The organism is Arthrobacter sp. 7Tela_A1 (assembly GCF_049311065.1).
GTDB lineage: Bacteria > Actinomycetota > Actinomycetes > Actinomycetales > Micrococcaceae > Arthrobacter_B.
This window is the reverse complement of the sequence record NZ_JAXIOO010000015.1, coordinates 11,223-30,748: the sequence shown is the minus strand read 5'-3', so window position 1 is coordinate 30,748 and position 19,526 is coordinate 11,223. Positions and strand designations below refer to the sequence as shown.

17 protein-coding genes and 1 tRNA gene are annotated in these 19,526 nt (G+C 65.0%); 7 read left to right on the top strand and 11 right to left on the bottom strand.

Annotated features, from left to right (window positions below):
- Positions 1-5: 5 nt before the first annotated feature.
- From TVB01_RS08360 to TVB01_RS08340, 5 genes are all read right to left on the bottom strand, one after another.
- On the bottom strand, positions 6-350 hold the full coding sequence (locus tag TVB01_RS08360; RefSeq protein ID WP_422455440.1) for a hypothetical protein: 345 nt from the start codon (positions 348-350) through the stop codon (positions 6-8).
- Positions 340-780, bottom strand: coding sequence for a flagellar export chaperone FliS (gene fliS, locus TVB01_RS08355; protein WP_422455439.1), 441 nt, complete (start codon positions 778-780; stop codon positions 340-342). Before fliS ends, TVB01_RS08360 begins: the two co-directional genes overlap by 11 nt.
- On the bottom strand, positions 777-2,117 hold the full coding sequence (fliD, locus tag TVB01_RS08350) for a flagellar filament capping protein FliD (RefSeq protein WP_422455438.1): 1,341 nt from the start codon (positions 2,115-2,117) through the stop codon (positions 777-779). The genes fliS and fliD overlap by 4 nt, the downstream gene beginning before the upstream one ends.
- Positions 2,118-2,358: 241 nt before the next feature.
- Positions 2,359-3,219 carry a flagellin gene (locus TVB01_RS08345; protein WP_422455437.1) on the bottom strand — a complete coding sequence of 287 codons (861 nt, stop codon included), beginning with the start codon at positions 3,217-3,219 and terminating at the stop codon, positions 2,359-2,361.
- 123 nt (positions 3,220-3,342) lie between these two features.
- Complete coding sequence (locus tag TVB01_RS08340; RefSeq protein WP_422455436.1) at positions 3,343-4,191, bottom strand: sigma-70 family RNA polymerase sigma factor; 849 nt, start codon at positions 4,189-4,191, stop codon at positions 3,343-3,345.
- 263 nt (positions 4,192-4,454) lie between these two features.
- On the opposite strand from TVB01_RS08340, the gene TVB01_RS08335 reads away from it, so the two are divergent.
- Genes TVB01_RS08335 through fliW form a run of 4 tightly spaced genes read left to right on the top strand, consistent with a single transcriptional unit; the run spans position 4,455 to position 7,684 of the window.
- Positions 4,455-4,940, top strand: a complete 486-nt coding sequence (locus TVB01_RS08335) for a flagellar protein FlgN (RefSeq protein WP_422455435.1) — start codon at positions 4,455-4,457, stop codon at positions 4,938-4,940.
- A gap of 27 nt (positions 4,941-4,967) precedes the next feature.
- Positions 4,968-6,368, top strand: a complete 1,401-nt coding sequence (gene flgK, locus TVB01_RS08330; protein WP_422455434.1) for a flagellar hook-associated protein FlgK — start codon at positions 4,968-4,970, stop codon at positions 6,366-6,368.
- A 3-nt stretch (positions 6,369-6,371) separates the two neighbouring features.
- A complete protein-coding gene (gene flgL / locus TVB01_RS08325; RefSeq protein WP_422455433.1) occupies positions 6,372-7,289 on the top strand; it encodes a flagellar hook-associated protein FlgL in 918 nt (305 codons plus the stop codon).
- Positions 7,286-7,684: a flagellar assembly protein FliW gene (gene fliW / locus TVB01_RS08320; protein ID WP_422455432.1), complete on the top strand. Its 399-nt coding sequence runs from the start codon at positions 7,286-7,288 to the stop codon at positions 7,682-7,684. Before flgL ends, fliW begins: the two co-directional genes overlap by 4 nt.
- A gap of 96 nt (positions 7,685-7,780) precedes the next feature.
- Here the strand turns inward: fliW and TVB01_RS08315 are convergent, their stop codons facing one another.
- From TVB01_RS08315 to TVB01_RS08290, 6 genes are all read right to left on the bottom strand, one after another.
- A complete protein-coding gene (locus TVB01_RS08315; RefSeq protein ID WP_422455431.1) occupies positions 7,781-8,617 on the bottom strand; it encodes an aldo/keto reductase in 837 nt (278 codons plus the stop codon).
- Between the two features lie 116 nt (positions 8,618-8,733).
- Complete coding sequence (locus tag TVB01_RS08310) at positions 8,734-9,207, bottom strand: hypothetical protein (RefSeq protein WP_422455430.1); 474 nt, start codon at positions 9,205-9,207, stop codon at positions 8,734-8,736.
- A gap of 13 nt (positions 9,208-9,220) precedes the next feature.
- The gene (locus TVB01_RS08305) at positions 9,221-9,907 is read right to left on the bottom strand and encodes a bacterial proteasome activator family protein (protein WP_422455429.1); all 687 of its coding nucleotides are present in this window, start codon (positions 9,905-9,907) and stop codon (positions 9,221-9,223) included.
- Positions 9,908-10,086: 179 nt separating this feature from the next.
- Positions 10,087-10,278 carry a YbdD/YjiX family protein gene (locus TVB01_RS08300; protein ID WP_422455428.1) on the bottom strand — a complete coding sequence of 64 codons (192 nt, stop codon included), beginning with the start codon at positions 10,276-10,278 and terminating at the stop codon, positions 10,087-10,089.
- Positions 10,278-12,581 carry a carbon starvation CstA family protein gene (locus TVB01_RS08295; protein WP_422455427.1) on the bottom strand — a complete coding sequence of 768 codons (2,304 nt, stop codon included), beginning with the start codon at positions 12,579-12,581 and terminating at the stop codon, positions 10,278-10,280. The genes TVB01_RS08300 and TVB01_RS08295 overlap by 1 nt, the downstream gene beginning before the upstream one ends.
- A gap of 141 nt (positions 12,582-12,722) precedes the next feature.
- A complete protein-coding gene (locus TVB01_RS08290; protein ID WP_422455426.1) occupies positions 12,723-13,700 on the bottom strand; it encodes an NAD(P)H-quinone oxidoreductase in 978 nt (325 codons plus the stop codon).
- Between the two features lie 66 nt (positions 13,701-13,766).
- Between TVB01_RS08290 and TVB01_RS08285 the strand changes: the two genes are divergently transcribed.
- The 3 genes from TVB01_RS08285 to TVB01_RS08275 all read left to right on the top strand — a co-directional run bounded on the left by TVB01_RS08285 (position 13,767) and on the right by TVB01_RS08275 (position 19,348).
- Positions 13,767-13,854 (top strand) — tRNA-Ser (locus TVB01_RS08285).
- Between the two features lie 233 nt (positions 13,855-14,087).
- Positions 14,088-14,660, top strand: a complete 573-nt coding sequence (locus TVB01_RS08280) for a septum formation family protein (RefSeq protein ID WP_422455425.1) — start codon at positions 14,088-14,090, stop codon at positions 14,658-14,660.
- Between the two features lie 218 nt (positions 14,661-14,878).
- The gene (locus TVB01_RS08275; RefSeq protein WP_422455424.1) at positions 14,879-19,348 is read left to right on the top strand and encodes an ExeM/NucH family extracellular endonuclease; all 4,470 of its coding nucleotides are present in this window, start codon (positions 14,879-14,881) and stop codon (positions 19,346-19,348) included.
- Positions 19,349-19,526 lie beyond the last annotated feature (178 nt).

Genomic DNA, 19,526 nt, shown 5'->3' with positions numbered 1-19,526 from the left:
CGGACCTAGCCCGCGACGTCGAGGTAGACCGCGCCGCCGGAGGAGGCAGTGGGAACGCTGCGGATCAGTTCGGCCTGCTGCCGGATCATCCTGGATTCGCTGCGCAGCTGCGCGTACGCACGCTGCTGGGCCATGGACAGCAGCCGGGCCCGGGTGGCGTATTCGGCGGGCAGCGGTCCCAGCGCGTGCGGCGGATGCCAGGCGCTGGCGACGGTGCGCGCCTGGTCCAGGACGGTTGTGCCATCCATGAAAGCTTCAAGATTGTCCTCGAGCTGGGTCAGGACTTCGTCCCAGCGTTCAAGGTTCTCCTGGTGCGGCGTCAGGTACTCTTCCACTGGTTCAGCCGACACCGAGGGTACCTCCGGTTGTTGCCGGCGCCGCGGCGGGAGCCTGGGCGGGCAGCTGGGCTGCGGCGTCATGCCAGGCGGCGCGGAGCGGTTCCAGCAGGTTGATGCACTCGCGGGTCATGGTTGCACTGTGCTGCAGGTTGGCTTCCACCATGGCCTTCATGACGTAACCGTAGATGGCCTGGAGGTTCTCGCCGCCCTCCCACTCGTCCACCTTCAGTGTGCCGCTGAGTTCAGCCACAATGCTCTGGGCATGGATCAGCTGCTCCGAGGCAACCTTCCAATTGCCTGCCTGCTGGGCTGCTTCGGCGCGGTTGAGGTCCAGCAGCATCCGGTCGTACAGCATGGTGAGCAGCCGCACGGGAGACGCCGACATCACGGCGTCACGGATGTATTCGGCCCGCTTGGCCTGCAGCCCGTAGCTCACGGTCACTTCTTTCCTGAGTTGGAGGAGCTCAGCGAGGCGAGCTGGCCGGTGAGCCAGTCCTGCTGGCTCTGCAGCTGGCTCAGTTTGACTTCGAGGTTTCCCCAGACCATTTTCAGTGTCGACTCACGGCTGGCCAGGCGGCGGTCCCAGTCTTCGATCTGGGTGTTCAGCGACCGGATAGTGGATTCCTGGCCGGTGATGCGCTGGGTGATCAGGCCGTCGTACTTGTCCGAGGCCACCTTGCCGGCAGCTTCTACCCGGCCTGCGATGACCTGCAGGGTTTCCTGGGTCTTGGTCGGGTCCGCAGCCATCGCTGCTGCGAACTTCTCGGCGTTGAACTCTACGGTGCCGTCTTTGGTGATCACCACGCCGATTTCCGACGGGGAACGTCCGTCAATCGGCGACGTTGCAGCTTCCATCATCTGCCGCCTGACGTCCCGGATCCCGGCGTCGCCGGTGAACACGCCACCGGAGGCGCTGGTGTTGCCGGAGGAGGTGGAGACCGTGACCGCACTGTTGCGGTTGATGTACGCGAAGACGTCCGACAGACCGGCCACCAGGTCCGAAGCGACCTTGGAGATCGCTTCGTCGTCACGGGCCACGTTGATAGTCAGCGCGGTATTGGCCGGGGTGTCCGTAGCCAGGGTGATGTCCACACCCGGCATCAGGGCTTTAAAGGTATTGGTGGAGGAGGTGATCTCCTGCGCCGCGGGAGTACCGGCCCAGAGGGTGAGCTTGGCGTCCTGCGCCGTTTTGAGGACGTCCATGTCCGTGCCGCCGAGGCTGGCCGTGAACGCGCCTTCGGAGCCGGTCTTGGCAGCGGTGAACTGGACCCGGTACTGCTGGACGCCGTTCACGCTTCCGGTGGCAATCTTCACGCCGGTGACGCCGAGGTTGGCTTTGTTGACTTCGCTGATGACCTGGTCCAGCGACTTGTCCGTGGTGTCAAAGGACGTCACAGCACCGTTGGCCGAGATCGCCAGGACACTGTTCGAGGGCCAGGCTGCCAGGGCCGAAGACAGGGACACCTGGGCTGTTGCGGTCTGCGACACGGAGATGTCCAGTGATCCTGCAGCGGCGCCTGAGGTCGTGGTGGCAGTGACCTTGTCCGAGGTGGTGCTGGCCTTGAACAGGTCCGTGCCGGCCGGCTTCGAAACTTTGCCGGCGTTTTCAGCCAGTGATGCGATTTTGGTGTTGAGGTTCTGCAGGGCGGTGACAAACGTCTGGGTGCTGCTGACCCTGTTTTTCAGCAGGACCTGCGGACGTGCTTCGATATCCATGAGCTGCTTGATCATGGAGGTCGTATCAATACCGCTGATCAGTCCGTCAATGCCTAGCGCCATGCGAATGCTCCTTGTACGTTTCCCTCAGGTTCTGGCCCGCTGCTGCGGAGGGAAGATGCCTTTGGTCATGCTGAAAGGTGAGGTCCTGCGGCCGGATAAAACGCCGCAGGCAGGGAATGGGCTGACGGGAAAAGTGTGAGGTCCAAGTCATTCTTTTCCCGCCAGCGGCCATTCACCTGCCGGTTAAGCGGTTACTGCTGGTTGCGGTGCGGGCGGAGCCGTCCCGCGGATGATTCCGTTATTACTGCAGGAGCTGCATAACGCCGGAGTTCATCTGGTTGGCCTGGGCCAGCATGGCCGTGGCAGCGCTGGACAGGATCTGGGACTTGGTGAAGTTGCCCATTTCCGTGGCCATGTCGGTGTCGCGGATGCGGGAGTTGGCAGCCGAGAGGTTCTCGATGGAAACCGCGATGGAGCGAGCGGTGGATTCCATACGGTTCTGCTGTGCACCGAGATCCGCACGGGCGGTTGACACAGCGGTGATCTGTGCGTCCAGGGTCTCGATAGCATCCATCGCAGCCGTCTGGTTGGCTGCCTGATCAGCCCCTGCCAGTTCGAGATCCGTGACCGCCTTAGCAACAGCTTCGATGTCAGTCAGCTTGACTTCGATGACGTTGTTCGCGGCGCTATCACCCTCTGCACCCACCTGAATCTTGAGGCTGAAGTCGGCAGCGCCCGCTGCGGTGTCGAGCAGATTGATCCCGTTGAAGTTCGTGCCGGTAGCAATACGGCTGAGTTCCCCGCCAAGTGCGGTGATCTCCTTCTGGATCGCTCCACGGGAATCGGCGTTGTTCGTATCGTTGGCTGCCTGGACAGTCAGGTCACGAACACGGTTCAGGATGTTGTGGACCTCGGTCAGGGCGCCTTCAGCGGTCTGGATGAGGCTGATGCCGTCCTGGGCGTTGCGGCCGGCAACCTGCAGGCCGGAGATCTGGTTCTTCAGACCTTCGGAGATAGCCAGGCCGGCAGCGTCGTCAGCTGCACGGTTGATGCGCAGGCCGCTGGAGAGGCGCTCCACCGACTTGGACTGAGCCGTCTGGTTCAGGGTCAGGTTACGCATCGCGTTGAGCGAAGAGACGTTAGTTGCAATTGTGAAACCCATGATGAATTCCTCCGTGATTGGGCGATAACTACCAGGCCCGTCCGTGGGCCTGTACCCCTAGCTATCGGCCCTGATCACGGGCGTGTTAGGAATTCGGAAAAGAATTTTCCAGTTTTTTGGGTGCTAGGACACGGCGGCGTTCAGCGGCCCGTGTCCACCCGGCGCACGGAAGGCGGCAGGGTTGAAATGCGGGTCCTGGCGGGTCAGTCCGCCGGCGGTCCACTCCGCCACTGAGGCAAGGTAGGCATTGCGCCGGGCCGGAGAAATCCTCGACTCGATCGGAGCGGGCTCCTCGGTGTCCGAGTAGTGGGTTCCCATCCCGTCACGCAGCAGGCGCACGGCTTCGGCGCGCTGCTGGGAGACGGCGGAGTGCGTGGCGCCCAGTTCAGCAGCAAGTTCCTTGACCGAACGGTCGTGGAAGTAGACCTGCTCCACGATGTACCGCATCTTCTCCGGCAGCGCCTCGACCGCAGCGCGCAGGTACTTCATGCGTTCTGCCGAGAGGGCAGAGCCTTCGGGCGAGGGCAGCGCGCTGACCAGCGAGTCGGAAGCAGCGTCGTCCAAGTGGGAGACAGTGCGTGAAGCATCTGCCAGCGCGTCCTCGGCTGAAGCCCGGTCCACACCCATGGCGGAGGCAATCTCGTCCACCTTCGGTGAACGGCCCAGGGCAGCAGTCAGTGCTTCCTTGACCGCCAGGGTTTCCTTGATGCGCTTGCGTGCCGTTCTGGTTGCCCAGTCGTTCGAGCGCATCTCGTCGGCAAAAGCGCCGACAATCCGCCGCCGGGCGTAGGCGCCAAAAGGCACACCCAGCTCCGCGTTGAAGGAGTCGGCGGATGTAATCAGGGCAATAGCCCCAACCGATGCCAGGTCATCCCGGGAAAGATGCGTGGCTTTGGCACACACCTCTGAGACCAGATAACCAACCAAAGGTAAGTTTTCGACAACCAAAAGGTTGCGTTCTTCGCGATTCAACTAGTGGACCCCCAAGTCCTTGTTCCCCAACAAAACACGCTGACCGCTTGGACAGGAGCTGAGACTCCCGGTTCATCCCTTACTTTGGCGCAATAGCTGCAACATACCACTAACATTGTGGGTAGAAGCGCCGATAGGTGTTTCCGACGGATTAAAAGTTTTTAGAGCCTGCGTCAGCGGGTGTCTGTGAACCCGTTGCTGGGTGTGCGTCCACACCCATCGGAGACAAGACATTCGCGTGCATCGCGGGAGGTGAGCTAGGCATGGGTACCCAGAAATTATCCGCATTACTCTGGGAAGAACGGGAGCTCCTGGAGCTCCTGACCTTCAAGCTCGAAGAAGAACAGCTGCTTCTTACCTCCGGCAAAACCCGCTGGCTGCAGCACGCCACCCGGGAAGTAGAACAGGTCCTTGAACGCCTGCGTGCCGCGAATCTGGCCAGGACGGTGGCCGTTTCCGAGCTCGCGCAGGAGTGGGGCATAGCCGAAGATGCAACTCTTCGGCAGATCATTGCCGCTGCTCCTCCCGGACCGTGGACTGAGATCTTCACGGCCCACCTGCAGGCCCTGACGGAACTGACGGTGAGGATCCGCGACCTGCGGGACACCAATGAGCAGTTCCTGCGGACCGCTGCACGCTCTGCCCAGGAAACCCTCGCGGGCCTGGGCACGGAGAGCAAGACGTACACCTCCAGGGGCGCGTCGGCGAAGCCCGGCAGCAGTGCCCGCATCGTGGACAAGCAACTTTAAGACCGTGAACAAAGGAATTATGACGCCATGAGTACCTTCAGCGGACTGAATACCGCCTATACCGGTCTGAGCGCGGCCCGCAAGGGACTCGACGTCGTCGGGCAGAACATCGCCAACGTCAACACTCCCGGTTATACCCGCCAGCGCGTCACCACCTCAGCCATGGGCGGAGCAGCCATCACCGGCAAGTTCGCCACCGGTGCCCGGGTGGGCCAGGGCGTCTCCGTCGACGGCATCGCACGGCTCGGCAGTATGCAGCTGGACACCCGGGTCCGCGCCACGGCCGCAGCCTCAGGCTTCTCTGCTGTCCGCGCCAATGCGCTGGCCGGCCTGGAAGCGAGCCTCAACGAGCCGGGCAAGAACGGCATCTCAGCCTCCCTCACCGAGTTCTGGGCCGCGTGGCAGGGAGTTGCCAATAAGCCGGGCAACGAAGCTGCCGCCACCGCGCTGATCGGGCAGGCCACCATGCTCGCTACGCAGGTGGCCACCGGCTACAACTCCGTGAAGGAACAGTGGACCGACGCGCACAAGCAGCTGAGGGACATGGAAGCGGAGCTGAACGGCACCGCCTCCCAGATCGCCTCGCTCAACGCGCAGATCCGCACCACCCTTGCGTCCGGCGGCACCGCCAACGAACTCATCGACCAGCGCAACGCGCTGACCACCACCATCGCCGCCCTGGCCGGCGGCACCGTTCGCGAGTCGGACAACGGCATGGTGGACGTGCTGATCGACGGCAACGCGATCGTCTCGGGGGACATCGTCCGTCCGGTGACGGTTGCCGGCGGCGACGCTATGGGCGAAGAAGCCCCACGGCTCGAGTGGGCACATCGGCCCGGAACCAACATGGCCGCCAGCGGCGAGATCGCCGGCGTGCTGAGCGTCCTAGCACCGGCAGCCGACGGCGGGATCCTCGCCGGTGCGGCCGAACGGTACAACAAGTTCGCCACGGACCTGGCTGACGCAGTGAACGGGTTCCACAACGGCGGCACCAACACCGCGGGACAGGTTCGGGGAGACTTCTTCAGCCAGGGCCCTGGCCCGGCTGCCCTCTCCCTGAAAGTGATCCCGTCTGACGCCTCGGGCATCGCGACCGGAGCCGCGGGCAAGGGAAACCTGGACAACTCCGTGGCCGACGATATTGCCCAGCTGGGAACCGGCCCGGAATCCCCCGACTCCGCCTGGGCAAACTTCGTCAGCGGCATCGGTGCCAGCACCCGGGTAGAAATGCAACAGGCGGACCTCGCCGGTGTGGCGGCCTCCGCCGCCGTCGACATGCAGCTTTCCAACTCCTCCGTGGACCTGGACGAGGAGAACCTGAACCTGCTGGCCTACCAGCACGCCTACCAGGGCGCAGCGCGGGTCATGACCGCTATCGACGAAATGCTCGACACACTCATCAACCGCACCGGCATTGTGGGAAGGTAACCCGTGATCACCCGCACCTCCAACCTGATGATGGCGCGCAACGCGCAGCAGAATCTTCAGGCGAACATGTCCCGCCTCGCCAAGCTGCAGGAGCAGGCGCACACCTCTGCCGCCATCACCCGCCCGTCGGACGATCCCGCAGGTACGGCGGATGCCCTGAAGGTACGCAGCGAGATCCGCGCCAACACCGCGTACAAGAACAACATCTCGGACGCGAACAGCTGGCTGGCCACTCTCGACAACGCGTTGACGCGCACGAACGACATCCTGACCCGGATCAAGGACCTGTCGATCACTGCAGCTACGGCAACGACGACGGCGGCGAGCAAGGCAGCGATCGCCACCGAGATCGAAGGACTCAAGTCCGACCTGCTCGGCCAGGCCAACACCTCTTACCTGGGCCGGAACATTTTCGCGGGAAACTCCGATGCCGGTGCCGCCGTCGTCGAGAATCCGCCGGTGCCGCCCGCAATAACACCGACGTACTCGTTCACCGGTGACGGCCACGCCCCGGTCAACCGCCGGATTGACGCCAACACCACGGTCCGCGTCGACGCCAGCGCCAGCGAGGTCTTTGGCGGCGTAAACGGCGAGCCGGACGTCTTCGCCAAGATCGATTCCCTGGTCAACGACCTGCGGGCCAACGGCGACATCAGCACGCACCTGGCTGGCATCGACGAGAGCATCAATACCGTACTCACGTCGCAGACCGATGTTGGTATCCGCCATGCACGTGTCCTGAAAGCAGAGGAAACCAACGTGGAGCAGTCCGTCAGCCTGGAAACCCGGCGCTCCGGCATCGAGGACCTGGACACCGCACAGGTCATTCTTGACCTCAAGCTCCAGGAGCTGGCCTACCAGTCTTCCCTGGCTGTCACGGCCAAGGTCCTGCAGCCCACGCTGATGGACTTCCTGCGATGAGCACCGTGACGCCGGTTTCCTTCCTGGCCCCGCCTCCCGGACTGGAGCCACTCACCGAGTTCGCGCTCGTGGACGTCGACGGCGCCAGCGGCCTGTACTCGCTCACCGGAACGGATACCTCCGCAGGAGTCCGGCGTTTCTACGCCATTGACGCCTCGGTGTACCTGCCGGAGTACAACCCCGAGATCTCTGACGAGCAGGCCGGCCAGCTCGGCCTGACCGATCCGGCGGACGCCCGCGTCCTGGTGGTAGCCAATCCGGCGGACTCCGGGACCACGGTGAACCTGCTGGCACCGGTCATCATCAACACCCGCACCTGGCAGTGCGCCCAGGTCATCCTGGAGGGACGCGACCTGCCGCTGCGTGCGTCGCTGGAAACGGTCGCTGCCGCGTAACCGGCTTCCTCCCCGCCTCCCCCCATCGAGATAGCAGAAAGTGCACGTCCCAGAGCTGGGACGTGCACTTTCTGCTATCTCGTTAGGTGGGTGAGGCTAGGCGAAGTCGGACGTCGCCGGGTCCGCGCCGAAGCGGGTGCCGTTATCCAGGGCATTGATTGCCTGGATGTCCTCGTCGGAGAGCTTGAGGTCCAGTGCGGCCCAGTTCTCCTGGATACGGGACTCGGTCACGGACTTCGGAATCACGATGTTGCCCAGTGCCAGGTGCCAGGCGATGACCACCTGGGCCGGCGTCGCGCCGTCGTACTTCGCAGCGATCTGCTGCAGCACCGCGTCATCCAGCAGGCCCTGTCCGGAGCCGAGCGGCGAGTAGGACTCGTGCTTGATGTTGTGCTTGGCTTCGAACTCGCGCAGCTCGGACTGGGCCAGGTACGGGTGGGTTTCCACCTGGTTCAGGACGGGGACGACGCCGGTGGCGTCGATAATCTCCTGCAGGGCCTCGACCGTGAAGTTGCAGACGCCGATGGACTTGACCCGGCCGGACTTCTGCAGCTCGATCAGGGCCTTCCAGGTGTCCACGTACTTGCCCTGCTTCGGCTGCAGCCAGTGGATCAGGTACAGGTCAAGGTACTCCAGGCCGAGGCGCTCCATGGACGCGTCGAAGGCTGCCAGGGTTTCTTCGTAGCCCTGGTCTGCGTTCCAGACCTTGGTGGTGATGAACATGTCTTCACGCGGCACGCTGGATGCGGCGATGGCGCGGCCGACGCCTGCTTCGTTGCCGTAGATCTTGGCGGTGTCGATGTGGCGGTAGCCGGCCTCGAAGGCCATGCCCACGGTCTTCTCCGCGAGGTCGTCCTCGACGCGCCAAACGCCGTAGCCGAGCTGGGGGATCGTATTGCCGTCGTTGAATGTGACGAGTGGAGATGTAGTCATGGTCACCATCCTCCACCCAGTACCCCCAGCTCCAGGACCAAACCGGCCGCTGTTTGCTGGACGCGAAATTGGTGCGGGAACGGTCTGAGCAATATGACGCCCGGTTACCGCCGTTCCTACGCGGGGGTGCTGCCCGCCCGGTACGTTCCCAGGGCCCGCTCAGCTTCGGCGATGTCCTCTTCCACGAGCTGTGCCCTGCGCCGGACGTTCTCCAGGCCGGCCGAGGCAATCCCCCAGCGTTCGCCTTCCAACCGGGACATGGCGGCGGCTTCGGCTGTGGCAGCCAGCGAGTTGCCGGACCGGGACAGGGCGCGGTGCACGGCAATCAGTCCGCCCGGAATGTCCTGCCCGGTGCTGGGCAGGTGTTTCTGGGCGGCTGCACAGACTGCGCGGGCGCGCGGCAAAAGCCCCGACAGCTCGTTCGCCACCAGCGCCAGCTCGTTGTAGAGCGCGTCGTCGGCTACGCCTTCCAGCATCTGGTGGTAGCGGTCCAGCCCGCGGGTGAAACGATCGTGGGCACGGCGCCACACACCCTTGCCGAGTTCAACGTCGTCCTTGCGCCCCTGCCGGGCTGCTGCGAAAAGTGCCATCCTGCCCGAGATTCTACAGATATTGTCCGGGGCCGGCCTGGGGCTCGGCCTGGGACCCCATTCCGCCCTGGCCTGACTGGCCCGTACTGCCGGCCATGCGGCGCGGTTCGCCGTTCTCCCCGATCACCACGCCGGGGGCGAGGACGGTCCCGGGTGGGAGCTGCCGCAGCTGCAGCCGGCTTTGGAGCTGCTGGTTGGCGGTCTGCTGGGCGGCAATCGCGGTCTGGATTCCCCGGAAGAGCCCTTCGAGCCAGCCCACCAGCTGAGCCTGGGCGATTCGCAGCTCGGCGTCTGTTGGGGTGGCATGGTCCGGGAAGGGCAGGTTGATGCGTTCGAGTTCGCTGACCAGTTCCGGGGCCAGCCCGTCACAGAGTTCCTTCAGCGACCGGTCGTGGATTTCCGCCAGGCGGTTGCGGGCGGCATCGTCCAGCGGGGCGTTGCGCACCTCTTCGAGAAGCTGCTTGATCATGGTTCCGATGCGCATGACTTTGGCCGGTTCATCCACCAGCTCATTCAGTTTCGGCGGCCCGGACTTGCTCGGAGTGTCTGCCGCTTCGTCGGACTGATCTCCGGGCTGCCCGGCGGCTGGCTTCCGGGCGTCCGGGCCGACTGCACCCTGGGACTCCTCGGCCGGTTCCGCCGCCGGGCCCGCAGCGGGTGCAGCACCGGGACCGGCGCCAGGTCCGTTCTGTTCAGTCATGGATTAATGCTCTCACGCCTGCCCCGGGTTGTTTCGGGCTCCTGCCCGCTTTCGGGTTCTTGCCCGCGCTTTTCTGCGGTGCAGCGCCTGCCGTGCGCCGCCAATCCCACCGAGAGGCCAGTTGCGGCTCTTTTCAGGGCTGAAAGGAGCCGCAACTGGCCTCTCGATGGGTTACGGGGTCAGCAGCAGCGCCCGCCGGGGTTGGCGTCCTGCCGGTCCATCTTGTCCCGCCAGAACTCCCGCTCCGTCAGCGGCGCAGAGGAACAGCCCGACGCCGCGTGGTGGGCCTGGTATTTGCGGTACGCGTCCTCCCCCATCACGTCGCGGAAGAAGCGGATAAATCCGCGCAGGTGTCCAACAACGGCTGTCATCAGTGCTCCGCCACCGCCGGTTTCTTGTCCTCCGGCAGCGCATCCCACTCTGCCTGGATCTTCTTCTCCTCCTCAGTGGCGAAGAAGCCGGCCGGTGCGAAGGTCCGCGACGGCACGGCGGGATCCTCGGCGCTCGGAGCCCCGCCGGAGCGGTAGGACCGGATCGACGCGATCACGGCGGTGATGATCACGATGATCGCCAGCGTCACGAACAGGATCGAGAGCACGCCCTGCACGAACGTGTTCCGGACGACGGCTTCCATTGCCTCCACCGTCTTCGCGGTGCCAAAGCTGGTCTCCCCTGCCTCCAGGGCGTTCCGGAACGCATTGTGCTGCGCCCAGTAGCCCACGGCCGGGACCGGCGAGAAGATCTTGTACATCGACGCGGTGATGGTCACGACCGAGGCGAACCCCAGCGGCAGCACCACTACCCAGATGTACTTGAAGACATTCTTCTTGGCCAGGATCGCCAGGCAGATGGCCAGCGCAATGGCCGCGAGGAGCTGGTTGGCGATGCCGAACAGCGGGAAGAGGGTGTTGATGCCGCCCAGCGGATCCGTCACACCCATGATCAGGATGGACCCCCACCCCGCGACCATGATGGCCGTACAGATCCAGGCGCCTGTGCGCCACCCCGTATCCCGGAACTTCGGAATGAAGTTCCCGATCGAGTCCTGCAGCATAAAGCGGGCAACGCGGGTGCCGGCGTCGACGGCGGTGAGGATGAACAGCGCCTCGAACATGATGGCGAAGTGGTACCAGAACGCCATCATTGCCGGGCCGCCGATGAAGCTCTGCATGATCATCGCCAGGCCGACTGCCAGCGTTGGCGCACCGCCGGTGCGCGACACGATGGACTCCTCGCCGACGTCGGACGCCAGGGAGGTGAGCATGTCCGGTGTGAGGTTCACGCCCACCAGGCCCAGGGAGTTCACGAACGCGACGGCGCCCTCCACGGTTCCGCCGGTGGCGGCGGCGGAGGAATTCATCGCGAAGTAGATGCCGCGGTCCAGGGAGATCGCCGCGACCAGGGCCATGATGGCCACGAAGGATTCCATCAGCATGCCGCCGTAGCCGATGAAGCGGGTCTGGCGTTCCTTCATGATCATCTTCGGAGTGGTTCCGGAGGAGATCAGGGCATGGAAGCCGGAGAGCGCACCGCAGGCAATGGTGACGAAGAGGAACGGGAAGAGCGGGCCGGCGACCACCGGGCCGTCGTCCCGGGACGCGAACTCGCTGAAGGCCGGAACAGAGATTTCAGGGCGCACGATGATGATGGCCACGGCCAGCATGACGATCGTGCCGATCTTCATGAAGGTGGAGAGGTAGTCGCGCGGGGCCAGCAGCAGCCAGACCGGGAGGACGGCGGCGATGAAGCCGTAAATGATGATGCCCCAGGCAATGGTGACGCGGTCCAGCGAGAAGATCGCCACACCCCACTCGGTATCCGCGATCCAGCCGCCGCCAACGATCGCAAGCATGAGCAGCACGAATCCGATGATCGAGACTTCGCTGACCTTGCCCGGGCGCAGGTAGCGCAGGTAAACGCCCATGAACAGGGCGATCGGGATGGTCATGGCCACGGAGAAGACGCCCCAGGGGCTTTCCCCGAGGGCGTTCACGACCACCAGTGCCAGGATGGCGACGATGATGATCATGATGGTCAGGGTGGCGATCAGGGCAGCCGTGCCGCCGATCAGCCCGAGTTCCTCGCGGGCCATCTGGCCCAGGGACCGGCCGCCGCGGCGCATGGAGAAGAACATGACCAGGTAGTCCTGGACGGCGCCGGCCAGGATGACGCCCACGATGATCCAGACCGTGCCGGGCAGGTAACCCATCTGGGCGGCCAGGACCGGACCCACCAGCGGGCCGGCACCGGCGATCGCAGCGAAGTGGTGCCCGTAGAGCACCCGCCGGTCGGTGGCGGCGTAGTCCTTGCCGTCCGCCTTGTACTCCGCGGGCGTGGCCCGGCGGTCATTGGGCTTGAGCAGGTGCCGCTCGATGTACTTGGAGTAGAACCGGTAACCGATCAGGTACGTGCAGACCGCAGCAAAGACGAACCAGATGGCGTTGACTGTCTCGCCGCGGACGATCGCCAGCATGGTCCAACTGATGCCGCCCAGCAGGGCGATGCCCACCCAGACGGCGATCTTCAGCGGCGTCCAGCGGCGTTCTTCCGCCTGCGCTGCGTCGTCGTCGACGGCAACGGGCGGCAGGTCCGGGTCCTGGACCAGGACGTCTGCGTCGGACGCTCCGGGGTCCCGGCGGTCCGGGTCCCTTCGGCGCCGGTTGTTCTCACTCATGATGCGTACCCCTTGTCAGCAGTGCGGGTCCGCACCCCGATGGGGTGCAGGTGATGCGCAAGAGGTTAGCACCGGCGATGCGATGTGGATCACACACACGCCGGAACCGGTCGACGGCGTCCGGGGCGCGGGAGTGGGCCGCTAGACCGTGAGCAGGATCTTCCCGGTGTGCTGCCCGGAGTCGAAGTACTCATGTGCCGCAGCGGCTTCGGCGAGGGGGAACGTGCGGTCCACCAGCGGCTTCACGGTCCCGTCGCGCAGCAACGGCCAGACGTACTCGCCGACGGCCGCCATGATGGCACTCTTCTCGGCTTCCGGCCGAGCGCGCAGGGTGGTGCCCATGACGGCGCAGCGCTTCGTCATCAGTGCGTTCAGGTCCAGCTCGGCCCGGGTGCCGCCCTGCAGGCCGATGATCACCAGGCGGCCTTCGACGGCGAGTGCGTCCAGGTTGCGCTGCAGGTACTTGGCTCCCATGACATCCAGGATGACGTCCGCTCCCCTGCCCTCCGTGGCCCGGCGGACCTCTTCCACGAAGTCCTGCTCCTTGTAGTTGATCAGGACTTTGGCGCCGAGGCTCTCGGCGAGCGCCAGCTTTTTCGGGCTCGACGCCGTCACCATGGGAACCGCCCCGAAAGCCGCCACCAACTGGATGGCCATGGTCCCGATTCCACCGGCCCCTCCATGGATCAGGACGTACTCGCCTTCGCGGACCCCGGCAGTCATAAAAAGATTCGAGAACACTGTGGCCGCCACCTCCGGCAGGGCCGCGGCCGTGATCAGGTCCAGCTCCGGCGGAACCGGGAGCACCTGGCCGGCCGGCACCGCCACCTGCTCGGCGTAGCCGCCGCCCGACAGCAGGGCCACGACGTCGGCCCCCACTTCCAGGCCTTCCACCCCGGTGCCGACTGCAGCCACCCGGCCCGACACCTCCAGGCCCGGATGCTCGGGAGCACCCGGGGGCACCGGGTACTTGCCCTGACGCTGCAGCACGTCGGCGCGGTTGATTCCCGCTGCAGCAACATCGATGAGGATTTCTCCGGGACCGGGGACGGGAGCGGGCACGTCGCGGAGGGCCAGCACGTTCGCGCCGCCTGGTTCGGTAATGACAATCGCTTTCATGATGCCTCCTGCGGACGTGGCGAAAATTTTGGTGAACTGCGCTCATCTGCCAGACTACTAAGCGGAGGAAGGTTGTCCGAGCGGCCGATGGAGCTGGTCTTGAAAACCAGTGTGCGGTAACCCCGTACCAAGGGTTCGAATCCCTTACCTTCCGCTCATGCAGGGAAGCGTTGCATCTCTGAGCGATGCAGCCAGCCTGACGAAGCACCCCGGTCCGCGGACCGGGGTGCTTTTGTTTGCCCTCCTTCGATGCCATTGCATACTGCTCACGGATGTTACTTTGCCGATTTATAAGCGTGTTTACCGCACACATAGGCTCTTCTGGTGGTTTCCGGCCCATTGGGGGATGGAGAACCAAAACCAATTACCGCAGAAGGAGTTACCCGCATGAATTCCGCCCGCCAGGTCCAACTGGCCCGCGCCGGAAAAGCCGTCACGGCTGCCGCCTTTGCCCTCGTGCTCGCCGGCTGCGGAGGCTCAGCCTCCGCAGGCAACGACGAGCCGAAGACCAGCGAGTCGCCCGCCGCGGCATCGGCCTCGCCGGAAGCCGAGACCGCGGCCAAAGAGGCCGCAGAGGAAGAGGCAGCTGCGGAAAGCGTCGACGCCGTCGATTTGAAGGTCGGGGACTGCCTGGCCGAAGACCCGGATGCTGAGGAGGTCGACGCCGTCGACGTGCTTCCCTGCACCCAGCCGCACGATTCCGAGGTCTACGCGGCGATGGACATGGAAGCCGGCGCCTACCCCGGTGAGGAAACCGTGGACACCACGGCCCAGGATTTCTGCCTCGCTGAGTTCCAGCCCTACATCGGCGCTGACTACTCCGTGTCCGCCCTGGACATCGGATACCTGACGCCTACCCCCACCTCTTGGACGCTGGGGAATGACCGGGAGATCCTCTGCACCGTCTACCGGGTGGACGGCGAGAAACTGAGCACCACGGTGAAGAACTCGAACGTGTAGCTCGCACTTCACTATAAAGGGGGCCTAACCGAAGCTGTTAGGCCCCCTTTCGTGCATTGTCAATAGTTACCTCCCGTTAGGGCGCCAAAGGGATCGAATTCATGTGCCTGTAACCCCGGGATGGTATCCAGAAGGAGTTCACCGCACCCACTGCCGCTTTTCCGGGCCGCTACCGCCTGCCCAGCAACCGGCACCCGTTCCCCAAGGAGCAACGAGGCATGAGATTAACCCGATGGAAGGCCGTGCTGGGTACAGCGCTGTCTGCCGGCCTGCTGGCCGGTCCCCTGGCGGCGTTGCCCGCCCACGCCGAGGAAGCACTCCCCGGCGTCATCATCAACGAGGCCTACCTCAGCGGCGGAAGCGCCAACGCGCCGTTCACCAACAAATTCGTTGAGCTGTACAACCCCACAAACGCCCCGGTCAGCCTGGACGGGTGGTCGCTCCAGTACCGCGCCGCAGGTACGACGGCGCCGCCCACCGGCATCGGCCGGCTCTCCGGCACGATCGCCGCCGGCGGGTACTACCTGATCCAGGGCGCCAGCAACGGCACCAACGGCACTGCACTGCCTGCTGCGGATGCCACGATCGGAGCAAGCTTCTCCGGTTCCGCCGGAACCCTGGTGCTCTCCAACCAGGCAGCTGCAGTTAACCCTCTTCCCACCGGTTCCGTCATTGGCCAGACCGGCGTCGTAGACCTGCTCGGCTACGGCACCTCCAACACTTTCGAGACCGCGGCTGCTGCGGCTCCTGCCGGAAATTCAGACCCGAAGTCGCTGAACCGGACCGGGTTCGCGGACACGAACAACAACGCCTCAGACTTCACCCTCAGTGCTTCCGTCACTCCAACGAACACCGCGGGCGGGGGAACCGTACCGGACCCCGAGCCCACGGATCCGGAGCCCACTGATCCTCCGGCCGGAGCCGTGACGATCGCCGAGATCCAGGGCACCGGGGACGCCAGCACCCTGGTCGGCCAGAGCGTCACCACCCGCGGCAAAGTCACCGCCGCGTACCCAACCGGCGGCTTCAGCGGCTACTACCTCCAGACCCCGGGCACCGGCGGCGAACTGGACCCCGCAACCCACACGGCATCCCACGGTATCTTCGTCTTCTCCTCGGCCACCGTCGGCCAGGTAGCAATTGGCGATTACGTCGAGGTCACCGGCACGGTCGGCGAGTACTTCGGCCTGACCCAGCTCACCGTTCCCGCAGGTGCACTGACCAAGCTCAGCGAACCCGCGGAAGAGGTCAAGCCGGCCTCAGTCACCTGGCCCGCCACTGACGCCGAGCGCGAAACCCTCGAGGGCATGCTGCTGGCACCCCAGGGCGACTTCACCGTCACGGATAACTACACGCTGAACCAGTACGCGGAAATCGGCCTCGCCGCCGGCACCGAGACGCTGGTGCAGCCCACCGCCGTCGCGCCCGTTGGCACCCCGGAACACGCGGCAGTTGTCGCCACCAACGCGGCGAAGGCCGTAAAGCTCGACGACGGCGCCACCACCAACTTCCTCTCCGCAGCCAACCAGGCCAAGCCGCTGCCGTACCTGACGTCCACCGATCCGGTGCGCATCGGTGCCCCGGCGGAGTTCACCACGAACGTGATCCTGGACTTCCGCAACAGTGCCTGGCGTTTCCAGCCGCTGACCGAACTGACTCCGGCCAACGCCGACACCGTCCAGCCGGCGTCGTTCGAAAACACCCGCACACCGGCACCCCAGAGTGTGGGCGGCAACCTGAAGCTCGCCGCCTTCAACGTGCTGAACTACTTCAGCACCACCGGTGACGACCTCACCGGCTGCACCTACTACAACGACCGCTCCGGCGCTCCGGTCACCGTCCGCGGCGGCTGCGACGCCCGCGGCGCAGCCAATGAGGCGAACCTCGAACGCCAGCAGGCGAAAATCGTTGCGGCGATCAACGCCCTGGGCGCCGACGTCGTCGGTCTTATGGAAATCGAGAACTCCGCCGAGCTGGGACAGGACCGGGACACCGCCCTCGCCCACCTCACCGAGGCTCTGAACGCAGAAGCTCCCGGCACCTGGGACTACGTCCGCTCCCCCGCGGCACTGCCCGACGACGAAGATGTCATCCGCACTGCGTTCATCTACCGGACCTCTTCCGCTGAGCCGGTGGGAGATTCGGTCATCCTGAACGATGAGAGCGTCTTCTCCAACGCCCGCGAACCGCTGGCCCAGGCCTTCAAACCGGCCGGCGGAGAAGACAGCGAGAGCTTCGTGGCGATCGCGAACCACTTCAAGTCCAAGGGTTCTGCGCCGGCCAGCGGCGAGAATGCAGACAATGGGCAGGGCGGCTGGAACGCCGACCGCGTCCGCCAGGCCCAGGCCGTGGCCGCGTTTGCGGACGCCGTGGCGCAGGATGCCGGAACCGAGCGGGTCTTCCTGCTCGGTGACTTCAACTCCTACGCCGCGGAAGACCCCATGCAGGTCTTCGCCGACGCCGGGTACCTGAACCTGGGCAAGGCCACCGGCAAGCACTCCTACGCCTTCAGCGGCCTGGTCGGATCCCTGGACCACATCCTGGCCTCCCCCGCTGCAGCTGAGGATGTCACCGGCACCGACATCTGGAACATCAACTCGGTTGAGTCGATCGCCTTCGAATACAGCCGGTACAACTACAACGCCACCGACTACTACGCAGCCGATCCCTACCGTTCCTCGGACCACGATCCGATCCTGGTGGGGATGAACCTGATTCCGGCGGAAGCCGAGGTCACAGACCTGAACCTGCTCAACATCAACGATTTCCACGGCCGCATTGACGCCAACACCGTCAACTTCGCCGGCACCGTCGAGCAGCTCAAGGCCGCCGCTGAAGAGGGCAGCTCACTGTTCCTCTCCGCCGGCGACAACATCGGCGCTTCCCTGTTCGCCTCCTCGGTGCAGCAGGACCAGCCCACCATCGACGTCCTGAACGCGCTGGGCCTGCGGGCTTCGGCAGTGGGCAACCACGAGTTCGACGGCGGATTCGCGGACCTCACGGACCGTGTGGCTTCCGCTTCGGACTTCGAGTACCTGGGCGCCAACGTGTACCTCAAGGGCACCACTACCCCGGCCCTGCCGGAGTACACCATCCTGGACGTGAACGGCGTCCAGGTGGCAGTGATCGGAGCCGTCACCGAAGAGACCGGAACCCTGGTTTCCCCCGGCGGCATCTCCACGCTCGAGTTCGGTGACCCGGTGGAAGCAGTGAACCGTGTCGCTGAGCGCCTTGAAGCCGAGGGCCTGGCCGACGTCATCATCGCCGAGTACCACGAGGGTGCCGGATCGGGAGCGCCCGACGGCGCCACCCTGGAAGAGGAGATCGCCGGCGGCGGTGCCTTTGCCGAGATCGTAACGGAAACCAGCGCACTGGTAGATGCCATCTACACGGGCCACACGCACAAGCAGTACGCGTGGGACGCACCGGTCCCCGGTGTTGAGGGCAAGACCCGTCCCGTGGTCCAGACTGGTTCCTACGGTGAGTTCATCGGCCAGATCCAGCTCGAATACAGCGCCGAAACGGATGAGGTCCTTTCCTACGCCGCCGGCAACGTGGCCCGTACTGCTGCTCCGGCGGCCGAACTGGTGGCCGCGTACCCTGCGGTTGCCGAAGTGAAGCGGATTGTCGACGCCGCGTTGGCGTACGCAGCTGAGGTCGGCAACCAGCCGATCGGCTCGGTCACGGCGGACATCACCACGGCGTTCACTGGAACAGGCCGCGATGACCGCGGCAACGAATCCACCCTGGGCAACCTGGTGGCTGACTCGCTGCTCTCCTCCCTTGGCTCACCCGAGCGCGGCGGAGCGGAAATCGGCGTCGTCAACCCGGGCGGTATGCGGGCGGAGCTGTACTACGGCGAGGACGGCGTGATCACCTACGCCGAAGCCAACGCCGTGCTGCCGTTCGTGAACAACCTGTGGACCACCACCCTGACCGGTGCTCAGCTGAAGTCGGTCCTCGAGGAACAGTGGCAGCCGGACGGAAGTTCCCGCGCATTCCTGGCCCTGGGGCTCTCCGACAACGTGACCTACACGTACGACCCGGACCAGGCCCGCGGCTCCCGGATCCAGTCGGTCACCGTCAACGGCGAAGCGCTGGATCCCAACCTGGCTTACCGGGTGGGTACGTTCAGCTTCCTGGCCCAGGGCGGGGACAACTTCTCCACCTTCGCCCAGGGCACGGACACCCGTGACTCCGGCCTGATCGACCGTGATGCGTGGATCAGCTACCTCCAGGCCAGCAGCCCGGTCTCCCCCGATTTCGCCCGCCAGGGCGTAGTCGTCAAGGGCGCTCCGGCCACTGCAAAGGCCGGTTCCAGCGCTTCCTTCTCCGTGGAGAAGCTGGACCTGACCTCCCTGGGCAGCCCGGCCAACACCACGCTGGCCGTGAACTGGGTTCCTGCCGGAGGAACCGCCGTCGCGCTTGGAACGGTTCCCGTCACTGCCGGTGCCGCAAGCGTCACGGCCGCCATTCCGGCGTCGGCCTCCGGCCCCGGTGCCCTGGTGCTGACCGCCGATCCGTCAGGGACAACCGTCACCATCCCGGTCACTGTTGAGCCCGCAGCACCGGAACAGCCCACCTGTGTCCGTCCCGTCCCGCCGAAGAACTGGTGGGATGTACGGGGCTGGCTCAAGTACGCGGTGGACTACGCACGGTACCTGATCTGCCTCTCCGGCCGCGGCTAACCCGCTCCGGCTAGGCAGACACATGAAGCGGCGACGTCCGGCCCTTTGGGTCCGGGCGGCGCCGCTTCATTGTGCTGACGTTGAATCCGGCCACCCCGGACCCGGATGCTGAACCGCTCGATCACGCGGGATTTCGGGCGTAGCGTGAAGGAATAAGGTGCCGGAATACGAACAGCCT

Bases quoted from the DNA above. Each gene is read 5' to 3' on its own strand.
- fliD (WP_422455438.1), bottom strand. From the start codon at position 2,117: ATGGCGCTAGGCATTGACGGACTGATCAGCGGTATTGATACGACCTCC.
- TVB01_RS08345 (WP_422455437.1), bottom strand. From the start codon at position 3,219: ATGGGTTTCACAATTGCAACTAACGTCTCTTCGCTCAACGCGATGCGT.
- TVB01_RS08335 (WP_422455435.1), top strand. From the start codon at position 4,455: ATGGGTACCCAGAAATTATCCGCATTACTCTGGGAAGAACGGGAGCTC.
- flgK (WP_422455434.1), top strand. From the start codon at position 4,968: ATGAGTACCTTCAGCGGACTGAATACCGCCTATACCGGTCTGAGCGCG.
- fliW (WP_422455432.1), top strand. From the start codon at position 7,286: ATGAGCACCGTGACGCCGGTTTCCTTCCTGGCCCCGCCTCCCGGACTG.
- TVB01_RS08315 (WP_422455431.1), bottom strand. From the start codon at position 8,617: ATGACTACATCTCCACTCGTCACATTCAACGACGGCAATACGATCCCC.
- TVB01_RS08310 (WP_422455430.1), bottom strand. From the start codon at position 9,207: ATGGCACTTTTCGCAGCAGCCCGGCAGGGGCGCAAGGACGACGTTGAA.
- TVB01_RS08305 (WP_422455429.1), bottom strand. From the start codon at position 9,907: ATGACTGAACAGAACGGACCTGGCGCCGGTCCCGGTGCTGCACCCGCT.
- TVB01_RS08300 (WP_422455428.1), bottom strand. From the start codon at position 10,278: ATGACAGCCGTTGTTGGACACCTGCGCGGATTTATCCGCTTCTTCCGC.
- TVB01_RS08295 (WP_422455427.1), bottom strand. From the start codon at position 12,581: ATGAGTGAGAACAACCGGCGCCGAAGGGACCCGGACCGCCGGGACCCC.
- TVB01_RS08290 (WP_422455426.1), bottom strand. From the start codon at position 13,700: ATGAAAGCGATTGTCATTACCGAACCAGGCGGCGCGAACGTGCTGGCC.
- TVB01_RS08280 (WP_422455425.1), top strand. From the start codon at position 14,088: ATGAATTCCGCCCGCCAGGTCCAACTGGCCCGCGCCGGAAAAGCCGTC.
- TVB01_RS08275 (WP_422455424.1), top strand. From the start codon at position 14,879: ATGAGATTAACCCGATGGAAGGCCGTGCTGGGTACAGCGCTGTCTGCC.